Consider the following 23,261-nt stretch of genomic DNA (forward strand, 5'->3'; position numbering starts at 1 on the left):
AGTTTATTTTATTAATTGACTAAGTAATATTTTGAAAGAAGCTTCTGTGTATTGTGCTAATGCGCTGAATAGGTACATTATTGTATGTTAAAAATTCAGCTTAAGTTGGGATTATATATGACTGAAGATAAAAGACTGAAAAAGCCGGTGGTAAGTTTTATATTACGAACCAACATTATTTTTTGGCCACTTTTTCTTCTCGTTGGAATTACAAAGTTATTAGATTTTCCAACTTGGATTTTTGATGTAATGCTTTGTATATCAGCTTGGTTTTCCACCTTTGCTTTTGTGTTTCTATAAATTTTTTATAATTATTGATTTCTCATTTTTCATTGCATGATAAATTTTTCTATACTCATTAACAACTAACATTAAAACTATTAATCCAATAGATTCTTGAAAAAAAGTGTTTCGACTTCTCTTAACGGTTACCGTTACATTACTAGTATGGCAGCGTGAATCATTGTTTAACATAATGTTGAGAGCAGTTGGAATAATCCCATTTCCAGAAACTGGAACTCGAAACACTCCAGTAGATTTATGAGCCATATAATCACATCCTTTCAAAATAAAATATATTTACAATATATTAGATGCAAAAAACGATCAGTTTGATAGGGACAGATTATGTGATTAATATATCCATAATTCCCCTCGGTATTACTAAGCCAATGTTTTAAAAGATTAACAAATATCGCGAAAACGAATCGAATGTATATTAAAAGTAAAAAGAATAAGGTGTCTAAAATAACCCCTATTTTGAGCCAATAATGAGATATTATGTTAATCTTAATAAAATCGCTTTATAATATGTATAGCTGCACAAAATTGAGAAACTTAAGGAGGCATATACATTTTATGAGGAAATTATCCATATTACTTACTTTAATTCTAGTATTAGTCAGTATTACAGCTGCTTGCACACAAGATAAAAAAGATAGTGTCGTTGAAAATGGTCCAATAGAAGAACCAACCGCAAAAAATGAAAATGAAGAATTAATAAATTTTGAAGAAAAAGAAGATATGAGCCGCTTGGAACAAGGTATTTTATTAGTTGGTGAGAGTTTTAAAGGAGGCTATTACTTGACCACCGTTCAAAGTGCACATTTAAATGCTAGCAACGATTCCGTCGTTGTTAATGTCTCTGTAAAAAATGTACGAGGTCAAATGATTGGACTATCAGAATTAAAATATAACTTAAAAGATGAGAAAGACGGAAAGGTCTATGAAGGAAAGGTCCTTGACCAAAACCCTTCTGATATACAAGTTAAACCAAATGAAACGGTAGAATTGAAAATAGCTTTTAAAGTACCAGGTATCGCAGATGAATATATGTTTTATATTGAAAGCTCTTTAGAATCTCTAGAAACAAACTGGAAAATTGATAAGCTGCAATCACAAAAAAACTAAGTCTAAAATACAATATAAAAGTCCCTCTACCTTAAGGCAGAGGGACTTTCTAATTACTATTTCAAACTACCCGCAATCTCCGTAAAGATAACTCCAAGCGCATGCGCACCTGCATCTGGATATCCTAAACTTCTTTCGCCAACTGTACCGGCGCGGCCCATGCGAGCTACGATTTCTTTCGTATACTCTGCGCCTTTAACCGCTGCTTCTGCTCCTTTTTCAAAGGCAGTTTTCACGTCTACTTCGTTTGAAGCGCTAGCTAACCAAGAATCTACACATGGAGCAAGTGCGTCAACAAGTGTTTTGTCACCAACTACCGCTCCTCTACCGAACGATCTTTCACCGATAGATTGTATACCTTGCAGTGCTGCTTGCAGCATTTCAGCGAACTCTTTCACTGTTAACTCACGTTTTTCGCCAGCTGCTTTACTAGCTGCGCGGAATGCACCGCCCCAAATTGGACCTGAAGCGCCGCCGCAATGTTCCATAATAATCATAGAACAACCGTCAAGGAATGATCCGATCGTTACGTTTTCTTGTTCTACAATAGAATGCCACTCACGTTTTAATTGCTTAAATCCTTTTGCCACACTCATCCCGAAGTCGCCGTCACCTGCATGTGTATCTAACTCACAGAATGGCACTTCATTTTTAATAATAATGTCGCTCATTTTATCAACGAGATAAATCATGTTGTTTAATGTAATGACATTATCTTTAATCACAGCGTGCTCTTCCGCTGTTTCTATTTCGAAGGAAACTTCCTTCTCTTCTACATCTTCAAATACATTCACGTACTCTACACTTTCAACTGGTCCATCTACTTTAAATGCAGGTGTATTACATTCTTTCGATAGTAATGTTTTTAGCTCATCATCTAACTTCATTACTGTTAAAGACATACCAGCCATATCGATACTCGTCATATAATTACCGACGAACACTCGATTAATTTTAATGTTTCTAGCAGCTAATTCTCTCGTAACTGCGTTGTTAAATAAGTAAAGTTCTTGCAGTGGTGTACCGCCAAAACCGTTTACTAGAAGCGCGATTTCCTCGCCATCTTTTACTCCTAAATCTTTTATTAAATCATTTGTCATACGGTTAGCTAATTCATCAGCTGACATCGTTTTTTCACGCTTAATTCCTGGTTCACCGTGAATACCTACGCCGTATTCCATTTCGCCTTCCGCAAGTGTAAAAGTAGGTGATCCACTTGCTGGAACTGTACAAGAAGTTAACGCTAAACCGATTGTGCGCACGTTAGCTGCTGCTTTTTCTGCTACAGCTTTCACCGCTCCTAAATCCATACCTTCTTCCGCTGCTGCGCCGGCAATTTTATGAACTAAAATAACTCCCGCAACGCCGCGGCGTCCTACTGTATACAGGCTATCTTCTACCGCAATATCATCGTCTACTTTTACGTAGTCGACTTCAATTCCATCTTCAGTCGCTAAATGCGCACCGTTTTTAAAATTCATAATATCGCCGCTGTAATTTTTAATAATTAATAACGTACCTTTTTTACTAGCTGTCTCTTTAATCGCTTGATATACCTGAATTTGTGATGGCGAAGCAAACACATCTCCGCACACTGCCGCATCTAACATTCCTTTTCCGACTAGTCCTGCATGTGCTGGCTCATGACCACTACCGCCGCCACTAATTAACGTTACTTTGTTTTCGTTCATTTCTTTCTTTTTAATTACTTTATATTTTTTCAAAAGCTCAAGCTCTGGATGAGCCATCACCATTCCGTTGCACATTTCCATTACTAATGTTTCTGGTTTGTTTATAATCTTTTTCATTGTGATTCTCCCTCAATTCCTTTAATATATTGTGATATATTTGAAATCTTCTTCTTACTACTCATGTTAAAATGAAAGCGTTTTATAGTAAACGGACAAAATGGACAATCTGTCTAAAGACACCGCTCTCATTTTTGAATAGGATTTTTATATTAATAACATTCTAGGGATGATTCAGATGACCTCTTCTATAATTTCTAAAAAGATAATCGCGAATTCATTGAAGTATTTAATGGAAACAGAGTCGTTCCATAAAATATCAGTGAGCGATATTATGTTACACTGTCAAATGCGTAGGCAAACTTTTTATTATCATTTTAAAGATAAATTTGAACTATTAAGCTGGATTTATAGAGAAGAAACGAAAGAAAATATTATCGACTTTCTCGACTATGAAACGTGGGAAAACATTTTTGATTTATTATTTGATTACTTTTATGAAAATCAAAAATTTTATCGAAACGCTTTTAAAGTCATTGAACAAAACTCGTTTAATCACTATTTATTTGAACATACGAAAAACTTATATATGAAGATTATTGATGAACTATCTATGAGCTGTGGATTCAACCTTTCTGATGAGACAAAAAATACGATTGCCTCCTTTTATAGTCACGGCTTCGTTGGAACGATAAAAGATTGGATTGAAAGCAAATGCGAAGTAGATCCGTCCATTATGTCTTCTCTCATGAAAAATATGATAAACAATCAATTACTACTATTACTGGAGCAATCAGCAAAGTAATTAAAGGGTGGCAAAAGCAATGAAAAAGATTATGAATGATGTACAAAATATCGTTCAAGATATGCTGCATGGCTTTTATTTTGAACATAACGACAAAGTAAATTACGACGAAACGAATAACATCATTTATGTAAAAGATATCGAAAAACTGAAACAAAACGTTGTCATTATAAGCGGCGGTGGAAGCGGACATGAACCTGCTGATATTGGCTATGTAGGAAAAGGAATGCTTACAGCGGCAGTAAACGGAAGCATCTTCACTCCGCCTACAGTGGAACAAATTGTGGCAGCAACTCGCTTAATGCCACAAGATAAGAATATTTTATTCATCATTAAAAACTTTAAGGATGACGTAGAAAACTTTTTAGCAGCGAAGCAAATTGCCAAAGAAGAAGGAAGAAAAATTGACCACATCATCGTAAATGACGACGTTTCAATTGAAGATGATGCTTCTTTTAATAAAAGAAGACGCGGCGTCGCTGGCACTGTTTTCGTTCAAAAAATACTTGGTGCGGCGGCTCTTGAAGGCCATTCTTTAGAAGAATTAACAATGCTTGGGCAATCTGTCATCAAAAACTTACACACATTAGGAGTTGCCCTTTCACCTGCAAACGATCCTGTAAAAGGAAAAGCTTCTTTTTCATTAAATGATGATGAAGTCTTTTACGGCGTCGGCATTCACGGCGAAAAAGGTTATCGTAAAGAAGCACTATCCTCTTCTGAAATATTAGCGATCGAACTGATGAACAAACTAAAAAGCATTTATCGCTGGAGAAAAGGTGATAACTTCGCCATCCTCATTAACGGACTCGGTGCCACTCCATTAATGGAACAATACATTTTCGCAAATGACATTCGCCGTTTGTGTGAACTTGAAGGATTACAAGTTAAATTCGTAAAGGTCGGTACGCTGTTAACTTCTTTAGATATGAAAGGTGTTTCGCTCAGTTTGCTTAAGGTAGAGGATTTGGATTGGGTGAAGTGGTTGAAGGAAAGTACGGAAACTGTTAGTTGGTAATACAAATAAAAATAGGATGGCTTCAATTGGCCCTCCTATTTTGTACGTATAATTATTGAAAGGCCACTTCCCCTACTTTTCATATGCCACCACGCTTAAACATGAAAAACTCTTTATCATTCCCCACCTTGAAATATCCGCTGCGCTTACCCGTATACGTAATTTTTGAATTTACAAAGCGTAATTCATCTATTAAAAAACATTGAATTACTGAAAAATTTTGCCCTCAATATTACAGCAAATTCACATCAAAAATGTAAATCCTCATTTCCCTCGTATTTTCCTTTATTAATTCTTTTTCTTATGAATAATTCTGCAACAATTAAATTGGGTACCCACGCTAACCAAGCAATAACCGCGTAACTAAGTTCAAACCGCTCTATTCCAAATAGAACTATAAACAACGGTAGCAAAATTCTTAATGTAACTGCTGCAAAGGTTAAAGAATAATTTCTAATCATCCAATTCCGATGGTCTTTAATTTTTTTATTCTTAACTCTATGTAATGCTTGATATGCTGATGTTAGCCAAAATACGGATAACAAACCGAAACCTATCTTCGCTACCAATCCTCCCGTAGCATAAAAGGATAGGTATAGTCCAGAAACTCCTCCTAATAATATACCAACCATATAGATTCTCCCAACTATTCGATGACGGTTGATATTCCTTTCTCTAAATTTAGTGGATAATGTAAACGGACCAATTACTAATGCTACTATACTAGTTGTAATATGTATAAATAACATCATATACCAGAACTCACTTAATTTAGCTCCATACACAAGCTTCACTTTTACAAGTCCGGTTTGAAATCCATTCATAATAAAATATTGGACAACAATATAACTAGCTATTAAAAAAGCAAAACAAGTAAATACAAACCAAATTTTCCTGTTCAAATTTCACTGCCTCCCTATTACATTCACGGAAATTAGATTATATATTACTGTTCATTCTCGGGAAAAAAAGAAAAGCCTTCTAGCGAAATGAAGCGAACCCCGAAAAAGGGACATTTAATAGATTGAGATGTCCAAAAATAATGGATATATATGTTATATTGTTAGACGTACTGAAAAAGATAACCAGTACAGAAATGGGGTTTTTCTAATGGATATGTTGCAACAAGTAATAGATAAATTTAAGTTGAATGTGTTAGCAGTCGAGAACGTTCCTGAGTCTTTTAGTTCGACTGTATATAAAATCCAGCTGATTAATCATCGTACTGTATATATAAAAATTCCTTATTCTAAAGTAAAACTTGAACGTGAGTATACTGTACTTAAACGATTACGCAATGAGCTACCTGTACCAGAAATGTTAGACTGTTGGGAAGGTAATGACGATGTCACTGGTGCTTTATTATTATCCGAAATCAACGGTGTTCCGATTACAGAGAAGGTGGATACGGCTTTAGCTTATGATATCGGAGTACACCACGCAATGCTGCATGCAATCATTCCAAATGAGCAGGATTTCAAAAGTTCCGTTTCCAATGTATATGGGAAATGGTCTGAGTTTATTGAGCGACAATTCTATTCCTTTGCAGAAGATGTAAAAGAAGTGATTGATCCTTGTTTATACGAACAATCATTGAAGCATTTTGACCGTCAAGTGAAATTACTTCCAGCTCCAGATGGACCTAGTTTTATACATATGGATTTTCGACCAGGTAATATTTTAGTTCATGAAAATCAAGTAGTCGGCATCATTGATTTTGAAAGTGCCCGAATTGGTGCAACCGAAATAGACTTTACAAAAATTAATAGTGATATTCTCATGAAATATCCCGGAACACGGGATGCGTATCAAAAAGGCTATGAGTCCATTCGTCCACTTATTGATTTACAAAAAGTTTTACCATTTTATCGCTTTACCGATGCGTTTAATGCAATTGGTTGGTGTAAAAGGAGAGGTATTGAAGAGCATCAAGCTTTTTTACAGGAGAGTTTAGCATATTTAAACGTTTTGTTTATGAAGGAATGATAGTTGGAAGAGAATTATCAAACGTCAATAACTGGTGTTCCGCTTATAAAGATCTTTTCATATTTCATTATTCAACAATCGGGCGCAAGTGAGGAAGATACGCCGGTATAAAATGATCAAACTTTTTTATGTAAAGACATCTATATAAATTTTACAAACTAAAAATTTATATAATAAAAACCCTCAAGTATATCGTTCTATACTTGAGGGTTTACTCATCTATTCCTTCTCATCTCTCACATTCTTAAATCAATAGTTAGCTCATCTGTAATATGCTCAAAATGGAAAATTCTTTTTATATAATCGATATCTGACCATTTCTCTTCTCCACCAATAACAAATAATTCTTGCGCATCATACATAAATGAAAAGCTTGGATAGAAACTGTCAGCCTTTATTTTAATCTCACCAGTACCATTACCGATAATCTTACAGTCTGCTGAATAGCTTAATAACGTATAGAGGGAATCTTGTGCTGATTGGAAGAAATACTTCATAAGTGTAGTTATATCATCACTATTGGTAAGTAACACTTTAAAAAAGTTCGTATCCCTCTTCTTATTAGTAAAAACCAGCTCAAATTGGAATTTCTTCTCTTCTAAAAGCCTTTCCATAAAGTCACCGCGCAAATAAGTTTCAAATAACATATACATAGGAAATTTATTATTTGTGCCTATAAACCCTTTAATGATTTCTTCAAATCCTGTATGCTGATTCCACTTCGTCCCCACTCCTATCATAATAGGGTGATTTAAATAGATAGGATACGGTGAGAACCCTTCATCTTTTAACGTATACACTCGTTTTCCATCTGTATGAAGCGCAGATTGAGACTCTTTTAGTAAGTATTGAGATAATTGAACACTTAACACATTTACACCTACCTATCATGTAATACATAAACTGTATCTGTTAAGTTAGAAAAAGGGATAAGCCATTCACATTTTACCTTGTTTGAGCCTAGAGAACTGAATCCTTTTATAAACTAGTATATCTCACAAGAGCATAATCACCTCACTGAATGATGACAGGTCTTCCAAATAAAGCTGGATAATAAATTAACATCGCACCTACAAATGAACACACTAAATAAAAAATAGCCTCGTATTTTATAACTAGAGAAGAATTGGTATCAAGCTTTTTCCCCTCTCTTTTTAATATCAGTTTAAATAAAGCTCTATATAATAAATACCCAACAATCGCCCCGAGGGTATTCGTAAATAAATCATCAATATCTGTAATTCTATTATTTAGTAATTGATTTAACTCAATTGCCAATGAAAAAAAGAATCCCGCACATACGGTGTTTTTCATTTTTCTAAAATGTGGCCAAATAGTCGGTAATAAAAAACCTAACGGCATAAACAGGAAAATGTTCAAAAGATACGTAGTACTACCTGCCGTATCAAATAGAGTCAAATTAATTTGATTTACACGAATCCACGTTTCATATCTACTTATATCCCATACAGTCGCGATCTGCGTCACCCTATACACTAACGAAAGGTAGAATAGAAAAACATACACCCATAGAAAATGCCGAATAGATATATTGTTTTTCGCTTTAAAATAAACTCCAATTTGAAACATAATACAAAAAATAATAGTAAAAAAATAAGTGTACAAATAACTAATCAAAACTCCTGTATGCATGTGGAATCCCCTAACTTTACATTTTCATTTATGACTTTTTCGTTTTTAATCTCCTTCTTGATGTAACTCATTTATAGGATAGGAAAAAGTTTTAAAATAAAGAGTGGGGTAAACATAAAATTTTTCTTAAATCTTCACATTGTACCTAGGTAAAAAAGCCTAACAACCACATAATACAATTCCACACAAAACAAAATTCTGATAATATAAAATAGATAATCATTTATATATAATTTGTTTTATATACAAATGATTATCTATTTTAAAGGGGATAAAGAAAATTGGAGCTGATTTTTATTCATGAATAGACAAAATTCTTCTAATAACAAAGATGATTCCTCAAATAAAATTGCTGCTTTTATTGCAACGCTAGGAGCTCTATTAGTAAGTGTAGAAGTTTTATCTAATTTTTTTATAATTTTTTGGTTAATGATAATAGCAGTAACAAATTTAATAGTTATATTTTATCTTCAAATTAGTGTTTTTAGTTTAGTAACAACAATCCTTTTTGTAATCTTTTACTTTATATACAAAAAGTTATTTGCACATTCTAAATTCGTAGAAACCTTTTCAAAATATAATATGATTATTACAATAATTTCTTTATTAATTTTAAATATGTTATACATATATCAAAAAATGTTTAACGGTGCATTAATTACTCCTGTGGTAATAATTATTACATGGTTAATTTACAAATTTATGTTTAAAAAAATAAAAAATAAGAAGAGCTAGTTTTATAGAACATACTCAAAATAGAGTACTTGCTTTCATTGTTTTATTTTGGGGGAATTGTAGTGATTTTATTGTAAGTGTTAATAATCCGCCTCAAGTATATCTTTCTATGCTTGAGGCGGAGGTTAATTTCTAATTTAAAATGTACTAATCTATTCCTTCCCATCCCTCATACTGTAATACCCTAAATTAATAATAATCAAGAAATACCCACCCATAATTCCAGCAGCAAATGTCCACATGAACTCATGGTGTTCAATTTCATACATAATAATTGCACCGAGTATTGCGGCTGCAAACCGGTTCATCATTCCGAGCATCGGTGCTTTTTCTTTTTTTACGATGCTGTCTCCGAACTTTTCAATACGCCTTCCTAAAATCCAGGCGCAGTACATACTAACTAAAAGGCCAATGCTTATCCCTATAAACTGGGCTGAAAAAGGTGTCAGCAACCATCCTACTAACATCACGCCTAGCAAACAATATATTTGTATGTTAAATGATCTTAATGCCATACGAATCATGTTATGCTCCTACATCTTTTTCATTGTAATTCCATATCATCAATTCCATTTTTCGGACTTCAAGCTTTCAGATATATCTTTTTTAAAATGAGGAAATTTGATTTTACTCACCATTAAATAAGCAAGTACGCATGTACCAAACGCCACGGAAACTGGATTATTTAAAAAGCATAAAATAAGAAGACACATTGCCGCGAATGGAATGGGCATGCCGATAAATGTCGGCAGTTTGCTTTGCTGCGTGTTAAATCTTGCAAGCCGAAGCATTCCGCACACACTGTAAGCAAGCGCACATAACAATCCGATAGACTGCAAATCTTTTAAAGCGACACTATATGCAAGAATAGACGGTGCCACGCCAAAGGTAACTAAATCCGCAAATGAGTCTAACTCTCCGCCAATTTCCGAAACAGCATCTAGTTTCCGAGCAACCATGCCATCAAAAAGATCAAATACCATACCTGTAATAATGAACATAACTGCACCATACATATCGTGAACAAAAACAGAATAAATGGCCAATATCCCACAAATAAAATTCGCTATCGTCATCATATTTGGTATGTAACTCATCACATGCTTCTCCTCCTTTCTACTCATTGCTTCATCTAAGTTCTTACTCATTACAATCAAGAGCCTTCTGTTTTTCTTCTAATATCACTTTATTTATTTTCGTTAACGTATCAGTCATTTGCTCTAAAGCATTTATATCGATTTTAGAAAAGTATTTTTCAATTAATACATCATCTAACTCAGACAACCGCTCTATATACTTACTACCGTTTGGACCAAGTGCAAGGAAATACTCCCGTTTATTGTTAGGATTAACTTGTTTCGAAATCATCTTCTGCTTTTCTAACTTCGATAAAACTTGGCTGACAGCACTTTTCGATATATTAAACGTAGTCGCAATGTGATTTGCTGTCGTGTTTTCATTTAAATTAATATGAAATAGCATACTCTCTTGCTGTCCTGTAAGACCGTACTCATCTTTCAACTCCTGAAATAGTAAAATGTAGAATTCATTATAGGCTCGGTTCATTTCATTAATTATTTCTTTATACGTTCTAGTCATAGCACTCTTCCTCCATGCTGTTATTTTGTTTCATTTAATAGTTAAGTTCACTTAACTTAACTATATTATACCGTTATGTTTGTGTAAAGGGAAATCTAGCTCTATCCTCTCTTAATAATACGGAATAAAGTATGCTCTTTGCCTTTTCCACTGCTTTTCATTGATCAAATTCCGATCTCCCCGGCCTGGTACATCTATCATTCTTAATAAATAAACATAATCATAATAAAAATTCCATATAAACCCATTACTGGTTAAAATATTATAATTTAATTACCCTACATAGTTACTCATATCCGGACTGAGGAACTAGCGTCTTATTAAGTAATGCGCATAACTCAAATAAAAAAGACACTTTCAAGTGTCTTTTTTATTTATTTTCATAATAATTATCTCTTTTATAAACAAAACCTATTAAACTACAAAGGAGACTATTAAATGGAGAATACTGTATCGAGAGAACTACGTAACATACGTGTATGCCTTATCATCTTGATCATTGTCATTGCGTTTTGGGATCGTGAGAAAACTGTGCAAATCACTGACCATGGTAGCGATCCTGCCTTAAAGGTCAGCAATATGACCCAAATTAGTGAGAATACATTTGCCACTAAAGACGAATATGATCAAATTAAAATATTTAAGTTTAATCCGGATACAAATGACATAAAGCTGATAAAAGAGTTTTACACTGGCGAAGAGTAATAAAATCCATTGGACAGAAGGCACCTCAAGGTGTCTTTTTTATTTTCAAAAGGACCTGCTCACATTCATGCGTCAAACATAAAGTAAATAGAATCCGTTAAAAAACACGAGTGACCCTTTGTTTTCCCCTCTTATTAAAGGAGGAACTATTATGGGATTTGGTGGTAGTTGCGGTGGAAGCTGCGGTTTTTCTGGAGGATTTGCATTATTAGTTGTATTGTTTATTTTATTAATCATCGTTGGAGCTTCTTGCTTCTGCTAAACAAACTATCGGAAAAGACACTCTTATATGGGTGTCTTTTCTTTGTAAACTAAAAAGCATGAGAATGAAAGCCTTTGGTCATAATTACGACTAAAGGCTTTTTCTATATAAAAAATGAAACATAGTAAACATACTATACAAACTATATCCAAAAAGTTGGATAGCTCCTTTTACTACTCATATTATTAATAAATAAAGCAATAACTACAATAACAACGGAACCAACTAAAACCGGCGTTACTAAATAACTCCAACTATTTGCTCCTAAAATAACGATAATTGGATCGGCCCCTGCCGGAGGATGCGTTGTTCTTGTTAACATCATAACGGCTATTGCCATCCCCACTGCTAAAGCAATTGTCCAATATTCATTCCCAAACAAATGATATATTGATAGGCCAATGAAAGTTGAAATCAAATGTCCTCCAATAATATTACGCGGCTGAGATAACGGTGCATTCCAAACTCCAAACGCTAATACACAACTCGCCCCAAATGGAGCCATTAACAATTCTGTAGACGTTATACTCGTTAAATATGTTAAGGTGAGAATTGTTAAAAATCCCCCTAATAGTCCCGTCAAAGAGTCCTTTATGTTTACTTGTAATGGACTTCTTCCTTTCCCTTTCATTTTTGAAAAATATCGTACACTTATTGGTGGAGCCTCTTTCTGCTTAGATGCTGTTATATTATTCATCATTCTCCTCCTTTATTTACCAACAATTATATTTTAAACTAACTAACCAGTCAATAATCATTTTAGGGGTTAGTTTAAAAATGCAGAAAAAAAGGATCAACCGCTATAAGTTGATCCCCTAAACTTCTTCACATTTTCGATCCTGGAATTTTGCTACCTTTTTCCGGTTCCCACATATTTTCATAGAACACCATTTTCGTTTTCCACTTTTATCTATAAATAATAAAACACATTCGGGGTTTGAACACCTTTTAAGAGAAATAAGCTTATTTTCTGCTATTAACGTTAACGCATCAAATGCAATTAACGATACAAGTGCATCCTCAATTTCTCCAACTGGGACAGGTACTAGACGCTGTTCAATGACTTTATATGTAAATGGTGCCTTCTCAATTTGTTTTTCTAAATACGTAATAAAATCATTAGAAATTTCGTGCTGATCGGCAATTGCCTCAAACTGTTTTCTCAATACTTCTCTTGCCTCTAATATGCTAGATGTAACTTGATTCATGCGCTCTTGAATTCCTATAAGTGTTTTTTCATTCCAAAAAGGCAGATTAACCTTTATTACATGTAGCCATTCTAATACATCTTCATCCGTTATTAATAAATCATAACGTTGTCCACGCCTAACTAGCTCTGTATTTACTAAATCTAATGAGAGATTTCCAGATATAAGCGGGAATTGTTTTGTTTCCTGCATGTACTCATCACCTACTCTTTAAACAATCATATTCCAAATTCATACAGAAGTACAACTTTTATAAATTCACATCCAGAAAAAAGCCCCCATAATAGAGCATCTCATTCACATTTAAAAGAATATACATATACCTCTTCCCCTTAAAATCAACAAAACCCATTTACAAATCTATAAAAGTAGATATAATATCCTTATGGAACCTTCATTAATTTATAAAGCATTGTCAAATGAAACAAGATGTCAAATTTTATCATGGTTAAAAAATCCAGAAAACCATTTCGACGAAAAACCTTATGTAGAACAAGGAATTAATTTTCAGATTGGAGTGTGTGTAGGAGATATCCAGCTTAAAACTGGCTTAGCCCAATCGGTTATTTCTAGTTACTTATTAACTATGAAAAAGGCAGGGCTACTAGACTCTGATCGAATTGGAAAATGGACATACTATCGTCGAAATGAAAAAACAATACAAGCGTTTTCTGAATACGTCCAAAACGAATTATAAAGTAAAAACTACTAATCAAACTACCAATTGATTAGTAGCTTTTACATCTTCTGCTTTTTTACAGGTATCCAATTATTTTTTTATAAAATTGCACTACCTATAAAAGCAAGAAACATAGAAAGGAGAAATTTTTTTAATATATCATATCTAGTTATTTAGATATCTGTTATTGTATGTAACATTACATAATTCTAATACTATTTGCATCTAATCATGCTCATTTCTTTATTAATGAGTCGATTTTTCTTTCAAAATAATGATAAGATTGGGGAGTTTTACATATGAAAAAAGTAAATCCTTTACTTATTCTGACACTAGCAATAGGTGTGTTCGGAATTATTACTACCGAGATGGGTATTGTCGGTGTATTACCACAAATCACTCAGAAATTTGGTATTTCAACTGCACAAGCGGGATTTTTAGTAAGTATATTCGCACTAGTTGTTGCTATTTCTGGTCCGTTTTTAATTCTGCTCGTCTCTAGTATTAACCGCAAAATAATTTTATTAATAGCAATCTTTGTTTTTGTTATTTCAAATATAATCTACGCTTATACAACACAATTTGAAATCATGCTTATTTTTCGTATTTTACCAGCAGCTCTTCACCCACTCTTCTTTTCAATCGCTCTTGTAACTGCTGCTAAACTTGTCCCTCCTGAAAAAAGTGGTCAAGCAGTTACAAAAGTTTTTATGGGAATTACAGTTGGTTTTGCTCTAGGTGTACCATTAACCTCTTACCTTGCAGACCAATTTTCACTAGAAATTGCTTTCTTATTCGGAGCGCTTGTTAACGCTCTTGCATTCATTGGAATATTAATCTCACTTCCTTCTATGCCTGTTAAAGAAAAAATGTCCTTCGGCAAACAAATTCGTATACTCGGCAAACCAGGATTATGGTTAAATATTTTAACCGTCACATTCCTTTTTGCAGCTATGTTTTCCGTATACAGCTACTTCGCCGAGTACCTTGCAAAAGTAACTTCTATGAATGGATCTCTCATCAGTATCATGCTATTCATATTTGGTGTAGTTATGATTTTAGGTAATCATTTATTTGGTAGTCTCCTGCAAAAAAGTACAATAAACACTATAATATCATTCCCAATTCTATATTCTGTTGTTTACATATTGGTTTATTATTTAGGTGCCTACCTTGTTCCAATGATTTTTATGGTATTCATTTGGGGAATCGTACATGCTGGCGGATTAATTGTTGGTCAAACATGGTTAATAAGCGAAGCAAAAGAAGCGCCTGAATTTGGTAATAGTCTATTCGTTTCATTCTCAAATCTCGGAATTACTCTAGGAACAACAATTGGAGGCTGGTTCATTGCAAACCTAGGTATTCACCAGCTTATTTGGAGCGGATTTATATTCACACTACCCTCATTTCTATTAATTATAATAAAACTAAAATTTTTCAATTCTAATAGCCAGGCTTCATTATCAAGCTAGTACACTTTCAGTTCCAAATTTTATAAACTAAAAAGTATAATGCTCAAAGCCTTTAGCCATAATTACGACTAAAGGCTTTTTTCTATATAAAGTGAAACTTTAATCAGTGGAGAGTGTTCATTCCCCACTAATTATCAGCCTTCACCAATCGGGTGTTTACAGGCAGTTAATGCCGGATAAAAATAAATCTAAAAGGAGCTAATTTTATGGAACATAATCCAAATGGAGTACTTGCTTTAATTGTTTTGTTTTTAGTATTAGTGTTTTTTGTTAGTGGCATGGTTTATCATTTATGGGGTTCTTTTTAATTTCAACTTTTAAGCAGATAAATAATTCAAACACTAAAACGTGTCTTTTAATTATCGATATGGCATATTTCCAAAAACAACAAAACATAGATTTAAATTTTATTTCTCAATGGACAAAATAACTTAACATGGTAAAATAATATTCGGATGAGAGTCCAATATATATTATTAAAATTAAGATGGTTCAAGTCAGAGAAAGGCACCTTAGGGTGTCTTTTCTTTATTTTCAAAAGGACCTGCTCAATTATTGCGTAAAAAACATAAAGTAATTTGAATCCGTTAAAATACATGAGTGACCCCTTGTTTTCCCCTCTTATTAAAGGAGGAACTATTATGGGATTTGGTGGTAGTTGCAGTAGTTGTGGTGGCGGCTTTGCTTTACTAGTTGTATTGTTTATTTTATTGATCATTGTTGGAGCTTCTTGCTTCTGCTAAAAAACTATTGGAAAAGACACTCTTATATGGGTGTCTTTTCTTTATAATAAAAAATCTCTCCATAAAGGAAAGTTTTTAGGTTTATACATTCAAGTCATTCAAATTAGTTATTTACACAACACGTTATCACTTTCAGTCTTTAGTGTGAAATACAAATAATCCTTCCGCTACACAAAGTTGCTCAACTAACTTTAATTCCTTAGGTTCAAAACTTATATAGTAAAAAAAAACGATTAGTGTGTGTTGATTAAAGTTTCACTTTATTTCTTCGCATCTTTCATGCTGTAATATCCTAAATTAATAACAATTAAGAAATACCCACCCATTATACAAATTCCATATAGACCCATTATTGGTTAAAATGTTATAATTAAATCACCCTACATAGTTACTCATGTTCAAGCTGAGAAACTAACGTCTTAATTAGCAATGCGCATAACTCAAATAAAAAAGACACTGCAAAGTGTCTTTTTTATTTGCATTAAGTTTCCTTTTTATCCCAAAACCAATATAATAAAATGTACCATTTAATACATATAAAGAAAAATATAAATTTATTAAATCATTATGGCACCCATGAAAGTGCTTTATTTTGGAGGGAAGGAACAAAATATGAACAAAAGGTTATTAACATCATTATTATGTAGCACATTCTTATTTGGATTATCAGCTTGCGGTTCACATGATACATCTAGCAGTAACACGAAAAACGAACAAGAGACATCTAAAGAAACAAAGAATGATGAACTTAGCAACAAGGATCCTCAAAAAGAATTTCCAACCAGTGGAAATTCTTCTGATGTATACATATCTATAGGCCCTGTCGATTCATTAGATGTTATCGGTAATGGAGAAATTAAAGCACAAGGTGTATTTAAAGTATTAGACGTCAGAGTGCATAATGATAAAGAGGAACCCATTACACTAAATAGCAACAACTTTAAATTAATTGACGGAATCGGAAGAGAATATCACATTTCTAATGAATTTCAATTAATACTTAAAGCTGCCAATACCGCTACATTAAAATTTGGTGTTCTTAATCCTCATGAAAATTCGGAAGGGAACATTGTATTCGATGTACCGAAAAATACGCAAGGATTAACTTTAAAAGTTAGTGGAGATACGTTGGGTAAAGGGATCGAGTTAAAAGTGGAATAGTCAAAATAGATAAATCACCTAACATAACAAAAAGTACAGCCTTTGTATTAACTACAGTAGACTGTACTTTTTTATTTGTGATTTCGTGTAACTTACTATCACATTATCCCTTAATTCTTTTGAGAAGATGCTCTCCAATCACGAAACGATGTTGGGCGTCCAGAATAAGCTCTTTGCTTTGGAGCAGCTGGTTTCTCCTCAAGAATAGTTGATTTCTCTTCAGGAGTAGTTTGTTTTTCTTCAAGAATAGTCAAAGCTGTTTGCATTTTCTCCAGCTGTTCTCTTAAAGCTTGCTGTTCAATCTTTAAATCCGTAAGTAAACGTAAAATCATCTCAGAATTAGCCATAAAGATCCTCCTTCCCCCAATACACAGAATAAAATAACATATGTAATAAGCGGAATACTCGTGACAAAATACGCTCGTCAACTCTCTTAAAATACCTAGTACTTTTATTTTTCAAAGGGACCTGCTCAAGTTTATCCGGAAAAACATAAAGTGAATTAAATCCATTATTAAATGGTCTTTATGGAAGGAGGAGTTAATATGGGCTATGGCGGTAGTTGTGGTGGAGGCTGCGGTTTCGGCGGCGGATTCGCTTTACTTGTTGTACTCTTTATTTTATTAATCATCGTTGGGGCTAGCTGTTGGGGCGGCGGATTCGGCTGCTAAGGGGAGGCACTCTTGAGAGTGTCTTTTTTTATTTCTCAATATGTGACTAACCTATTTGTGTTACTATCAAAGTGCGAGATTCTCTAAGCGTAATATAGTAGTTTACCAACTATGAAAGCCACTGTCACAAGAAAACAGTAGGCTTTTATTTTGTTATTTAGAAAGATGAAAATAGGGATCACCCTTTGCACTAATCAACATTTTAAAATTGACATAGCACTTCATGCACCATATACTGTTAACAACAGTATACTGTCATTAACAGTATAAATTCCAATTCATTCTAGGAGGTATATTCATGAAACATACAGGAAGACATACAGGTGCATTTCTTTTGTTATTTTTAGCAGAAGGTGATAACTATGGCGGGCAACTACTTCAGAAATGTGAAGAAGAACTTCCGGTCAATCCAATCGATAGTGCCATTCTTTACCGCACGCTGAAGAAATTAGAAAACGAAGGTGCGATTGAATCTTATGTAAGTACATCCGTTCAAGATAAGCCGAGAAAGATGTACAAAATTACTACAGCCGGAAAAGAACAATTAGCAGATTTTCAAATGGATATTGAGGAAAAAATGAAAAACTTAACCTTTTTCTTAGACAAATATAAAGACTTAAAGGAATCCGATCATGATTAATGGCGCTATCCTTTACACTTTGGCCATTATTCTTACGGGGATTTCTTTTATGAAGGATCGGAATAAAACGAAAGCTGCCCTTTTAAAATCATGGAAAATATTTCAAAACCTTCTCCCTGCCATGCTCTCCATTATGCTTTTCGTCGGGCTATCACTTTCTATCTTAACGCCATCCTTCATCTCTTCCATCATTGGAGAACAGTCTGGATTCTTAGGTATTATTTATTCTGCAATACTCGGATCCGTTGCACTCATTCCAAGCTTTGTCGTATTCCCACTTGGTAATACGTTAGTCCAACATGGCGCAGGTCTTCCTCAAGTTGCGGCACTTATGTCTACACTCATGTCAGTAGGAATTACAACCTTGCCGATGGAACAAAAGATATTCGGACGAAGATTTGCTTATGCACGTAATGCATCTGCATTACTCATGTCTCTCCTATTCTCCTATATTATTTGGGTGGTGATGGTATGAAAGAACTAAAAAGATATCGCTTCTTTTTCATCTTACTACTAGGGCTTCTCTTATTAACTTTTATAAATCAATCTTTAGGATGGAGCGCATTACAACTAACAGGGAATAGCATTTTAGATATGCTATTTCTACTCCCCCCTGTCCTAATATTTGTAGGGTTACTCGATCAGTGGGTGAAGAAAGAGACGCTAATGAAATACATGGGAGAAAAGTCCGGCATATATGGAATCTTATTCTCTCTATTATTAGGCGGAATTGCAGCTGGTCCTCTCTACGTCGCTTTTCCAATCGCAGCACTACTCTTAAAAAAAGGTGCAAGTATTAGGTACATCGTATTTTTCTTAGGCGTTTGGACAACTGCGAAATTACCAATTATGGTGTATGAATTTTCTTCATTCGGAGCTACCTTTACACTTATTCATATTTGCTTCGGACTATTGTTCTTCTACGTAATGGGCATTATTTTCGAGAAGTTTTACGATCAAAAGCAATTGCTGCAGTACGATATAACGAAAGAAATGTAAAAAGACATCTTTACCTCGTAAAGATGTCTTTTTATATGAACTTTAATTTTCGTTCTGTAAAACCCCCGCTGCTTCTACTCCCTTTTTCTCTTCTTTTAAAAATAGCGATGCGATAAAAGCAACAACAATAAAGATTAATCCTAGTGTAAATGCACCTTGGAATCCAGAAGTTAAACCGTTTAACTTCTCTACTGGGTCCATTGGATTTGCGACGCTTTCCATATAGCTAGTTGTTCCTGAAGACATTTTCGAAATAAAGATAGCTGTACCAATTGCGCCAGCTACTTGCTGCAGTGTATTAAACAGCGCTGTTCCGTGCGGATATAGATCTGGTGTTAATTGATTTAACCCATATGTTTGTACTGTCATTACAAACATGAGTCCGACCATTAATACGCTATGCATGACAATAATTTGTAGCATTGATGTGTCAGGAGTAATGCCTTTAAATAAGAACATTGCAATCCCTACTAACACAATGCCAGGAACGATAACAACTTTCGGACTAAATTTATCAAATAGTTTTCCTGCGATTGGTCCCATTATAGCGCTAATAATACTTCCTGGAAGCATTATTAGTCCTGATTTAAAGGCTGTAACGAGTAATACTGTTTGCAGGAACATCGGTAATAAAGTCATCGTTGAAAATAGCGACATCATCACAATGACGATTAATCCAACTGATAATGTAAACATCGGAACTTTAAATGCACGTAGTTCTAAAATTGGATTCTCAATTTTTAATTGTCGCACAGTAAAAATACATAGTGATATAAGCCCAACAATTAAAGCACCATACACTTTCGGATCGGGCCACCCTAAATCACCTGATGCACTAAAGCTATACACAATCCCGCCGAAACCTAATGTCGATAAAAGAATAGATGGATAATCTACTTTTGGCCTTGTTAACTCTGAAACATTTTTAATGTACTTCATTCCAATCATAATTGAAATAATCACGATAGGAATAACAATGTAGAATAACCAGCGCCAATTTAGTGAATCAACGATTACTCCAGATAATGTAGGGCCAATTGCTGGAGCTGACATCATCACAAGTGCGATTAATCCCATTGTGGCACCACTTTTTTCAGGTGGACAAATAATTAAAATCGTATTCATTAATAACGGTGAAATTAACCCCGTCGCTACTGCTTGGACGATACGGCCGACTAATAATACGGAAAATGTCGGTGCAAATCCCGCAATTAATGTACCGACTAAAAACGTTACCATAGCGATCAAGAACATTTGTCTCGTTGTGAGCCATTGCTGAAGTAACGCTGTAATCGGGACTAAAACACCAACTACTAACATGTAAGCTGTAGAAAGCCATTGAATAGTTGAAGCTGTTACGTCAAATTCTTTCATTAGTACCGTTAACGCATTCCCAAGTAATGTTTCGTTTAATAACGCAACCATTGCCCCTAAAAGTAATGCAATTAAAATGGGGGTATGTTTCATATTAGAAGTATCAACTTTGCCACTTGTAGGACTCTTAGTTGTAATATTCATGTATTGATTCTCCTCCTGTTTTTTTACTAAAAAAGCTTTATATACACCGGAACACATGTAATATAATATACATATGTAGATTAAAAAGGGAGAATCAATTTTCAGCCACTGTATATTTAATCTACAAAAAAGGAGAATTGTAGATGAACGATAATGAAAAACAACTTGATTTACGTATTAGACGTACACATAAATTATTGTGGGATTCCTTATTTGAATTAATGACGCAATCAAAACAGAAATATAGTTCCATCACGATTAACCAAATTTGTGATCGCGCGATGGTACACCGCACAACCTTTTATAAACATTTTGAAGATAAAGATGCTTTATTAGCATTTGGATTTAAACGATATGGCGAGATGATTGCTGAAATACCGCTTTTAGATCGATTAAGTAAACCATTTCAAGTGATGGAACAATTCCTTCATCATGAAGAAATCGGTAAAATATTAGAGGCGCAAATGTCTGATGAGCAATTTATTAGCCGTATACATTATTTAAGTCATGAAACAAGAAAACAAGAAACGGAAGCATTAAATCAACTTTGTAAAAATCATACGATGCCAAACGATTTAATAACGGAATTTTATTCAAGAGTAATCACAGCATTAAGTACGTGGTGGTTTCAAAATGAAAGAAAAGTTTCTGCAGCAGAAATGGATAGGCACTTCCATCAACTTATTAATCGGGATATTTTTCAGTTTGGAAAGGAATAATTTCACCATTAAAAAAAGCCCATATGAAAATGGGCTTTTTGCATACTATTTATTCTCTTTTAACTTCTCTAACTCCAGCTGTACTTCTTCTTGCAAATTTTGATCTAACACTTCTTGTTGATTAGGAGACTTCAAATTATAAAAATAATTACTAGCAGCTGTTTCTGCTTCTAGTTTTTGCACATAAGATTCAATGCGTGCAAAGCCTTTCGCTGTACTTTCTGTATGGAAAGAATCAATTGCCGTGTTGCTCTCTTTTATCGCTCGCGCCGCATTTAACCGCGAAACAAGAACTAGTTCTTTATATTGCAACTCTCCATATTTCTTTTGCAATTTGTCAATTTGTTCATAAAGCGTCGCTGTCTGCTCTTTTGTTATTTCGTACTGCTTGCGATATAGCTCCGCTTTTTTCTCATTCACGATTTTTTCTTGCAGGGCTAACTGTGCCATTTGATCTTCTTCGCGTGATACTGCAAGCTCAGCTTGGCGAGTTCTCTTCGCAATAAGGGCATCCGTTTCTGAAATTAATGCTTCATATTTCTTCTCTAAATAATATTGATGAGCGAGTGCTTTTTGAGCTTTCGTAATTTGCTGTTCTGTTTCGCGAAGATATTGCTTTAACATGCTAATAGGATTTTCTACCTTATCTAACGTTTGATGCACATCCGCTACCACAATATTTTTAATACGTTTTAAAATACCCATTATTACTTCTCCTCCTTACGAATATTGCGTTCCCATTGATCTAAAATATCTACTTGTTGTTGTACTTGAAAATCGCTGTATAAATCTATATCAGTTGCCATTCTTTTTTCTTTAAACTTTTTATATGCCCAAACAACCGCTGCAACAAATGCAAGCATCGGAAGGACCGGTAATAAAACAATAACTAGAAGCAATATGCCTGTCCACTTTTTAACCATATTCCCTTCAGACTTACGAAGCATGAACCATCCGAAAAGAACAAATCCAAACGCTAACAGGAATGGTACAAAGAATAAACCTTCAAACTCTTTTTCATGATGTTTTTCATGATGCTGATCGCGTTCAAAGTTATTAAACTTTTCTTTTTGCGCGATGAAAGCTTCCCTTTCTTTATCGTGAGAAACGGTATACGCCGCTTGCTTATGCTTCTCATGGTCCCACCTTTCGAACTTCATACTATGTAATCCAAACAATAGTAATGCCAGAAGTAACGGAAGGATCAAAATCCATTTTAACCAACGCAATTTTTTACGTTTATTCTTTTTCATCTGCTCACCACCATCTATCATTCGTTTTGAAATAAGTAAAAAATGTATTACCTCCCTTTACCTTTGATACATATGAGTGTAAAACTTGGACGTGAGAAGAGGATGAAAGAAACATGATGAATATATGAGAAATATATAAGAAATTTCTCATAATCATTTCAAAACGAAAGAACCCAATCTCTCCATATAATGATATACTCCCCCTTAGGTAGACAGATAAAAAATAAAAATCTGTTTATCTAAGGGGGCGTTTTTATGTCACGAATAAAATATT

General features: G+C 34.1%; 30 protein-coding genes and 2 pseudogenes. 17 read left to right on the forward strand and 15 right to left on the reverse strand.

The genetic code is table 11. The features are described 5' to 3' along the window. Positions 1 to 117 precede the first annotated feature (117 nt). Positions 118 to 297: pseudogene (locus JDS80_RS23600) on the forward strand (CPBP family intramembrane glutamate endopeptidase); the annotation flags it as partial. On the opposite strand, the gene JDS80_RS23605 reads toward JDS80_RS23600, so the two are convergent. Continuing rightward, complete coding sequence (locus JDS80_RS23605) at positions 295 to 549, reverse strand: hypothetical protein (RefSeq protein WP_199640139.1); 255 nt, start codon at positions 547 to 549, stop codon at positions 295 to 297. The pseudogene JDS80_RS23600 and the gene JDS80_RS23605 sit on opposite strands and share 3 nt — an antisense overlap. 309 nt (positions 550 to 858) lie before the next feature. Here JDS80_RS23605 and JDS80_RS23610 point away from each other — a divergent pair, with 309 nt between their 5' ends. After that, a complete protein-coding gene (locus JDS80_RS23610) occupies positions 859 to 1,410 on the forward strand; it encodes a hypothetical protein (protein WP_199640115.1) in 552 nt (183 codons plus the stop codon). A 56-nt stretch (positions 1,411 to 1,466) separates the two neighbouring features. Here the strand turns inward: JDS80_RS23610 and dhaK are convergent, their stop codons facing one another. After that, positions 1,467 to 3,218 carry a dihydroxyacetone kinase subunit DhaK gene (gene dhaK / locus JDS80_RS23615; RefSeq protein ID WP_199640116.1) on the reverse strand — a complete coding sequence of 584 codons (1,752 nt, stop codon included), beginning with the start codon at positions 3,216 to 3,218 and terminating at the stop codon, positions 1,467 to 1,469. A gap of 178 nt (positions 3,219 to 3,396) precedes the next feature. Here dhaK and dhaS point away from each other — a divergent pair, with 178 nt between their 5' ends. Then, positions 3,397 to 3,963: a dihydroxyacetone kinase transcriptional activator DhaS gene (gene dhaS / locus JDS80_RS23620; RefSeq protein WP_199640117.1), complete on the forward strand. Its 567-nt coding sequence runs from the start codon at positions 3,397 to 3,399 to the stop codon at positions 3,961 to 3,963. Positions 3,964 to 3,982: 19 nt separating this feature from the next. Next, on the forward strand, positions 3,983 to 4,981 hold the full coding sequence (dhaQ, locus tag JDS80_RS23625) for a DhaKLM operon coactivator DhaQ (protein WP_199640118.1): 999 nt from the start codon (positions 3,983 to 3,985) through the stop codon (positions 4,979 to 4,981). A 248-nt stretch (positions 4,982 to 5,229) separates the two neighbouring features. Here the strand turns inward: dhaQ and JDS80_RS23630 are convergent, their stop codons facing one another. Further along, positions 5,230 to 5,883: a DUF2306 domain-containing protein gene (locus tag JDS80_RS23630; RefSeq protein WP_199640119.1), complete on the reverse strand. Its 654-nt coding sequence runs from the start codon at positions 5,881 to 5,883 to the stop codon at positions 5,230 to 5,232. A 208-nt stretch (positions 5,884 to 6,091) separates the two neighbouring features. Here JDS80_RS23630 and JDS80_RS23635 point away from each other — a divergent pair, with 208 nt between their 5' ends. Beyond that, the gene (locus tag JDS80_RS23635; RefSeq protein ID WP_199640120.1) at positions 6,092 to 6,967 is read left to right on the forward strand and encodes a phosphotransferase family protein; all 876 of its coding nucleotides are present in this window, start codon (positions 6,092 to 6,094) and stop codon (positions 6,965 to 6,967) included. A 236-nt stretch (positions 6,968 to 7,203) separates the two neighbouring features. On the opposite strand, the gene JDS80_RS23640 is transcribed toward JDS80_RS23635, so the two are convergent. Both JDS80_RS23640 and JDS80_RS23645 read right to left on the reverse strand, forming a co-directional pair. Further along, a complete protein-coding gene (locus JDS80_RS23640) occupies positions 7,204 to 7,839 on the reverse strand; it encodes a hypothetical protein (RefSeq protein WP_199640121.1) in 636 nt (211 codons plus the stop codon). A gap of 142 nt (positions 7,840 to 7,981) precedes the next feature. After that, a complete protein-coding gene (locus JDS80_RS23645; protein ID WP_199640122.1) occupies positions 7,982 to 8,620 on the reverse strand; it encodes a VanZ family protein in 639 nt (212 codons plus the stop codon). A gap of 300 nt (positions 8,621 to 8,920) precedes the next feature. Here JDS80_RS23645 and JDS80_RS23650 point away from each other — a divergent pair, with 300 nt between their 5' ends. Then, entirely contained in the window at positions 8,921 to 9,355 is a 435-nt protein-coding gene (locus tag JDS80_RS23650) for a hypothetical protein (protein ID WP_199640123.1), read from the forward strand. Between the two features lie 152 nt (positions 9,356 to 9,507). On the opposite strand, the gene JDS80_RS23655 is transcribed toward JDS80_RS23650, so the two are convergent. From JDS80_RS23655 to JDS80_RS23665, 3 genes are read right to left on the reverse strand one after another with little or no spacing between them, the layout of a single operon-like run. Further along, the gene (locus JDS80_RS23655) at positions 9,508 to 9,879 is read right to left on the reverse strand and encodes an ATP synthase subunit I (protein ID WP_199640124.1); all 372 of its coding nucleotides are present in this window, start codon (positions 9,877 to 9,879) and stop codon (positions 9,508 to 9,510) included. A 39-nt stretch (positions 9,880 to 9,918) separates the two neighbouring features. Beyond that, the gene (gene pssA / locus JDS80_RS23660; protein ID WP_199640125.1) at positions 9,919 to 10,503 is read right to left on the reverse strand and encodes a CDP-diacylglycerol--serine O-phosphatidyltransferase; all 585 of its coding nucleotides are present in this window, start codon (positions 10,501 to 10,503) and stop codon (positions 9,919 to 9,921) included. After that, on the reverse strand, positions 10,496 to 10,954 hold the full coding sequence (locus JDS80_RS23665; protein ID WP_199640126.1) for a MarR family winged helix-turn-helix transcriptional regulator: 459 nt from the start codon (positions 10,952 to 10,954) through the stop codon (positions 10,496 to 10,498). Before JDS80_RS23665 ends, pssA begins: the two co-directional genes overlap by 8 nt. Before the next feature lie 438 nt (positions 10,955 to 11,392). On the opposite strand from JDS80_RS23665, the gene JDS80_RS23670 reads away from it, so the two are divergent. Together JDS80_RS23670 and JDS80_RS23675 are read left to right on the forward strand one after the other, a co-directional pair. Further along, on the forward strand, positions 11,393 to 11,659 hold the full coding sequence (locus JDS80_RS23670; protein ID WP_199640127.1) for a YmzC family protein: 267 nt from the start codon (positions 11,393 to 11,395) through the stop codon (positions 11,657 to 11,659). A gap of 151 nt (positions 11,660 to 11,810) precedes the next feature. Further along, positions 11,811 to 11,921, forward strand: a complete 111-nt coding sequence (locus JDS80_RS23675) for a YjcZ family sporulation protein (RefSeq protein WP_000505686.1) — start codon at positions 11,811 to 11,813, stop codon at positions 11,919 to 11,921. A 142-nt stretch (positions 11,922 to 12,063) separates the two neighbouring features. Here the strand turns inward: JDS80_RS23675 and JDS80_RS23680 are convergent, their stop codons facing one another. Together JDS80_RS23680 and JDS80_RS23685 are read right to left on the reverse strand one after the other, a co-directional pair. Further along, the gene (locus JDS80_RS23680) at positions 12,064 to 12,618 is read right to left on the reverse strand and encodes an HPP family protein (protein ID WP_199640128.1); all 555 of its coding nucleotides are present in this window, start codon (positions 12,616 to 12,618) and stop codon (positions 12,064 to 12,066) included. Positions 12,619 to 12,736: 118 nt separating this feature from the next. Beyond that, positions 12,737 to 13,321, reverse strand: a complete 585-nt coding sequence (locus JDS80_RS23685; protein ID WP_199640129.1) for a CGNR zinc finger domain-containing protein — start codon at positions 13,319 to 13,321, stop codon at positions 12,737 to 12,739. Positions 13,322 to 13,514: 193 nt separating this feature from the next. Here JDS80_RS23685 and JDS80_RS23690 point away from each other — a divergent pair, with 193 nt between their 5' ends. From JDS80_RS23690 to JDS80_RS23700, 3 genes are all read left to right on the forward strand, one after another. Next, positions 13,515 to 13,826, forward strand: coding sequence for an ArsR/SmtB family transcription factor (locus JDS80_RS23690; protein WP_199640130.1), 312 nt, complete (start codon positions 13,515 to 13,517; stop codon positions 13,824 to 13,826). 281 nt (positions 13,827 to 14,107) lie between these two features. Then, on the forward strand, positions 14,108 to 15,283 hold the full coding sequence (locus JDS80_RS23695) for an MFS transporter (RefSeq protein WP_199640131.1): 1,176 nt from the start codon (positions 14,108 to 14,110) through the stop codon (positions 15,281 to 15,283). Positions 15,284 to 15,924: 641 nt separating this feature from the next. After that, positions 15,925 to 16,026 carry a YjcZ family sporulation protein gene (locus tag JDS80_RS23700; protein ID WP_000505688.1) on the forward strand — a complete coding sequence of 34 codons (102 nt, stop codon included), beginning with the start codon at positions 15,925 to 15,927 and terminating at the stop codon, positions 16,024 to 16,026. Positions 16,027 to 16,286: 260 nt separating this feature from the next. Here JDS80_RS23700 and JDS80_RS31605 read toward each other — a convergent pair. Further along, positions 16,287 to 16,358 (reverse strand): annotated as a pseudogene (locus tag JDS80_RS31605) (ATP synthase subunit I); the annotation flags it as partial. A 280-nt stretch (positions 16,359 to 16,638) separates the two neighbouring features. Between JDS80_RS31605 and JDS80_RS23705 the strand changes: the two are divergent. Then, positions 16,639 to 17,187, forward strand: a complete 549-nt coding sequence (locus JDS80_RS23705) for a DUF4352 domain-containing protein (RefSeq protein ID WP_199640132.1) — start codon at positions 16,639 to 16,641, stop codon at positions 17,185 to 17,187. Between the two features lie 110 nt (positions 17,188 to 17,297). Here JDS80_RS23705 and JDS80_RS23710 read toward each other — a convergent pair whose 3' ends face one another. Continuing rightward, positions 17,298 to 17,534 (reverse strand): hypothetical protein, encoded by a 237-nt coding sequence (locus JDS80_RS23710; protein ID WP_000013685.1) that lies wholly within the window; start codon positions 17,532 to 17,534, stop codon positions 17,298 to 17,300. Between the two features lie 198 nt (positions 17,535 to 17,732). On the opposite strand from JDS80_RS23710, the gene JDS80_RS23715 reads away from it, so the two are divergent. From JDS80_RS23715 to JDS80_RS23730, 4 genes are all read left to right on the forward strand, one after another. Further along, positions 17,733 to 17,858: a YjcZ family sporulation protein gene (locus tag JDS80_RS23715; protein WP_000540377.1), complete on the forward strand. Its 126-nt coding sequence runs from the start codon at positions 17,733 to 17,735 to the stop codon at positions 17,856 to 17,858. A 298-nt stretch (positions 17,859 to 18,156) separates the two neighbouring features. Beyond that, a complete protein-coding gene (locus tag JDS80_RS23720) occupies positions 18,157 to 18,498 on the forward strand; it encodes a PadR family transcriptional regulator (protein WP_199640133.1) in 342 nt (113 codons plus the stop codon). Next, complete coding sequence (locus tag JDS80_RS23725) at positions 18,491 to 18,973, forward strand: hypothetical protein (RefSeq protein WP_199640134.1); 483 nt, start codon at positions 18,491 to 18,493, stop codon at positions 18,971 to 18,973. Before JDS80_RS23720 ends, JDS80_RS23725 begins: the two co-directional genes overlap by 8 nt. After that, positions 18,970 to 19,497 (forward strand): permease, encoded by a 528-nt coding sequence (locus JDS80_RS23730; RefSeq protein WP_000661316.1) that lies wholly within the window; start codon positions 18,970 to 18,972, stop codon positions 19,495 to 19,497. The genes JDS80_RS23725 and JDS80_RS23730 overlap by 4 nt, the downstream gene beginning before the upstream one ends. Positions 19,498 to 19,539: 42 nt before the next feature. Here the strand turns inward: JDS80_RS23730 and JDS80_RS23735 are convergent, their stop codons facing one another. Further along, positions 19,540 to 21,015, reverse strand: a complete 1,476-nt coding sequence (locus tag JDS80_RS23735) for an MDR family MFS transporter (RefSeq protein WP_199640135.1) — start codon at positions 21,013 to 21,015, stop codon at positions 19,540 to 19,542. Positions 21,016 to 21,158: 143 nt separating this feature from the next. Here JDS80_RS23735 and JDS80_RS23740 point away from each other — a divergent pair, with 143 nt between their 5' ends. Next, entirely contained in the window at positions 21,159 to 21,734 is a 576-nt protein-coding gene (locus JDS80_RS23740) for a TetR/AcrR family transcriptional regulator (RefSeq protein WP_199640136.1), read from the forward strand. A 45-nt stretch (positions 21,735 to 21,779) separates the two neighbouring features. Here JDS80_RS23740 and JDS80_RS23745 read toward each other — a convergent pair whose 3' ends face one another. Together JDS80_RS23745 and JDS80_RS23750 are read right to left on the reverse strand one after the other, a co-directional pair. After that, positions 21,780 to 22,439, reverse strand: coding sequence for a PspA/IM30 family protein (locus JDS80_RS23745; RefSeq protein ID WP_199640137.1), 660 nt, complete (start codon positions 22,437 to 22,439; stop codon positions 21,780 to 21,782). A 2-nt stretch (positions 22,440 to 22,441) separates the two neighbouring features. Continuing rightward, complete coding sequence (locus tag JDS80_RS23750; RefSeq protein ID WP_199640138.1) at positions 22,442 to 22,987, reverse strand: hypothetical protein; 546 nt, start codon at positions 22,985 to 22,987, stop codon at positions 22,442 to 22,444. Positions 22,988 to 23,261 lie beyond the last annotated feature (274 nt).

The organism is Bacillus cereus group sp. N8 (assembly GCF_016483685.1).
GTDB lineage: Bacteria > Bacillota > Bacilli > Bacillales > Bacillaceae_G > Bacillus_A > Bacillus_A proteolyticus.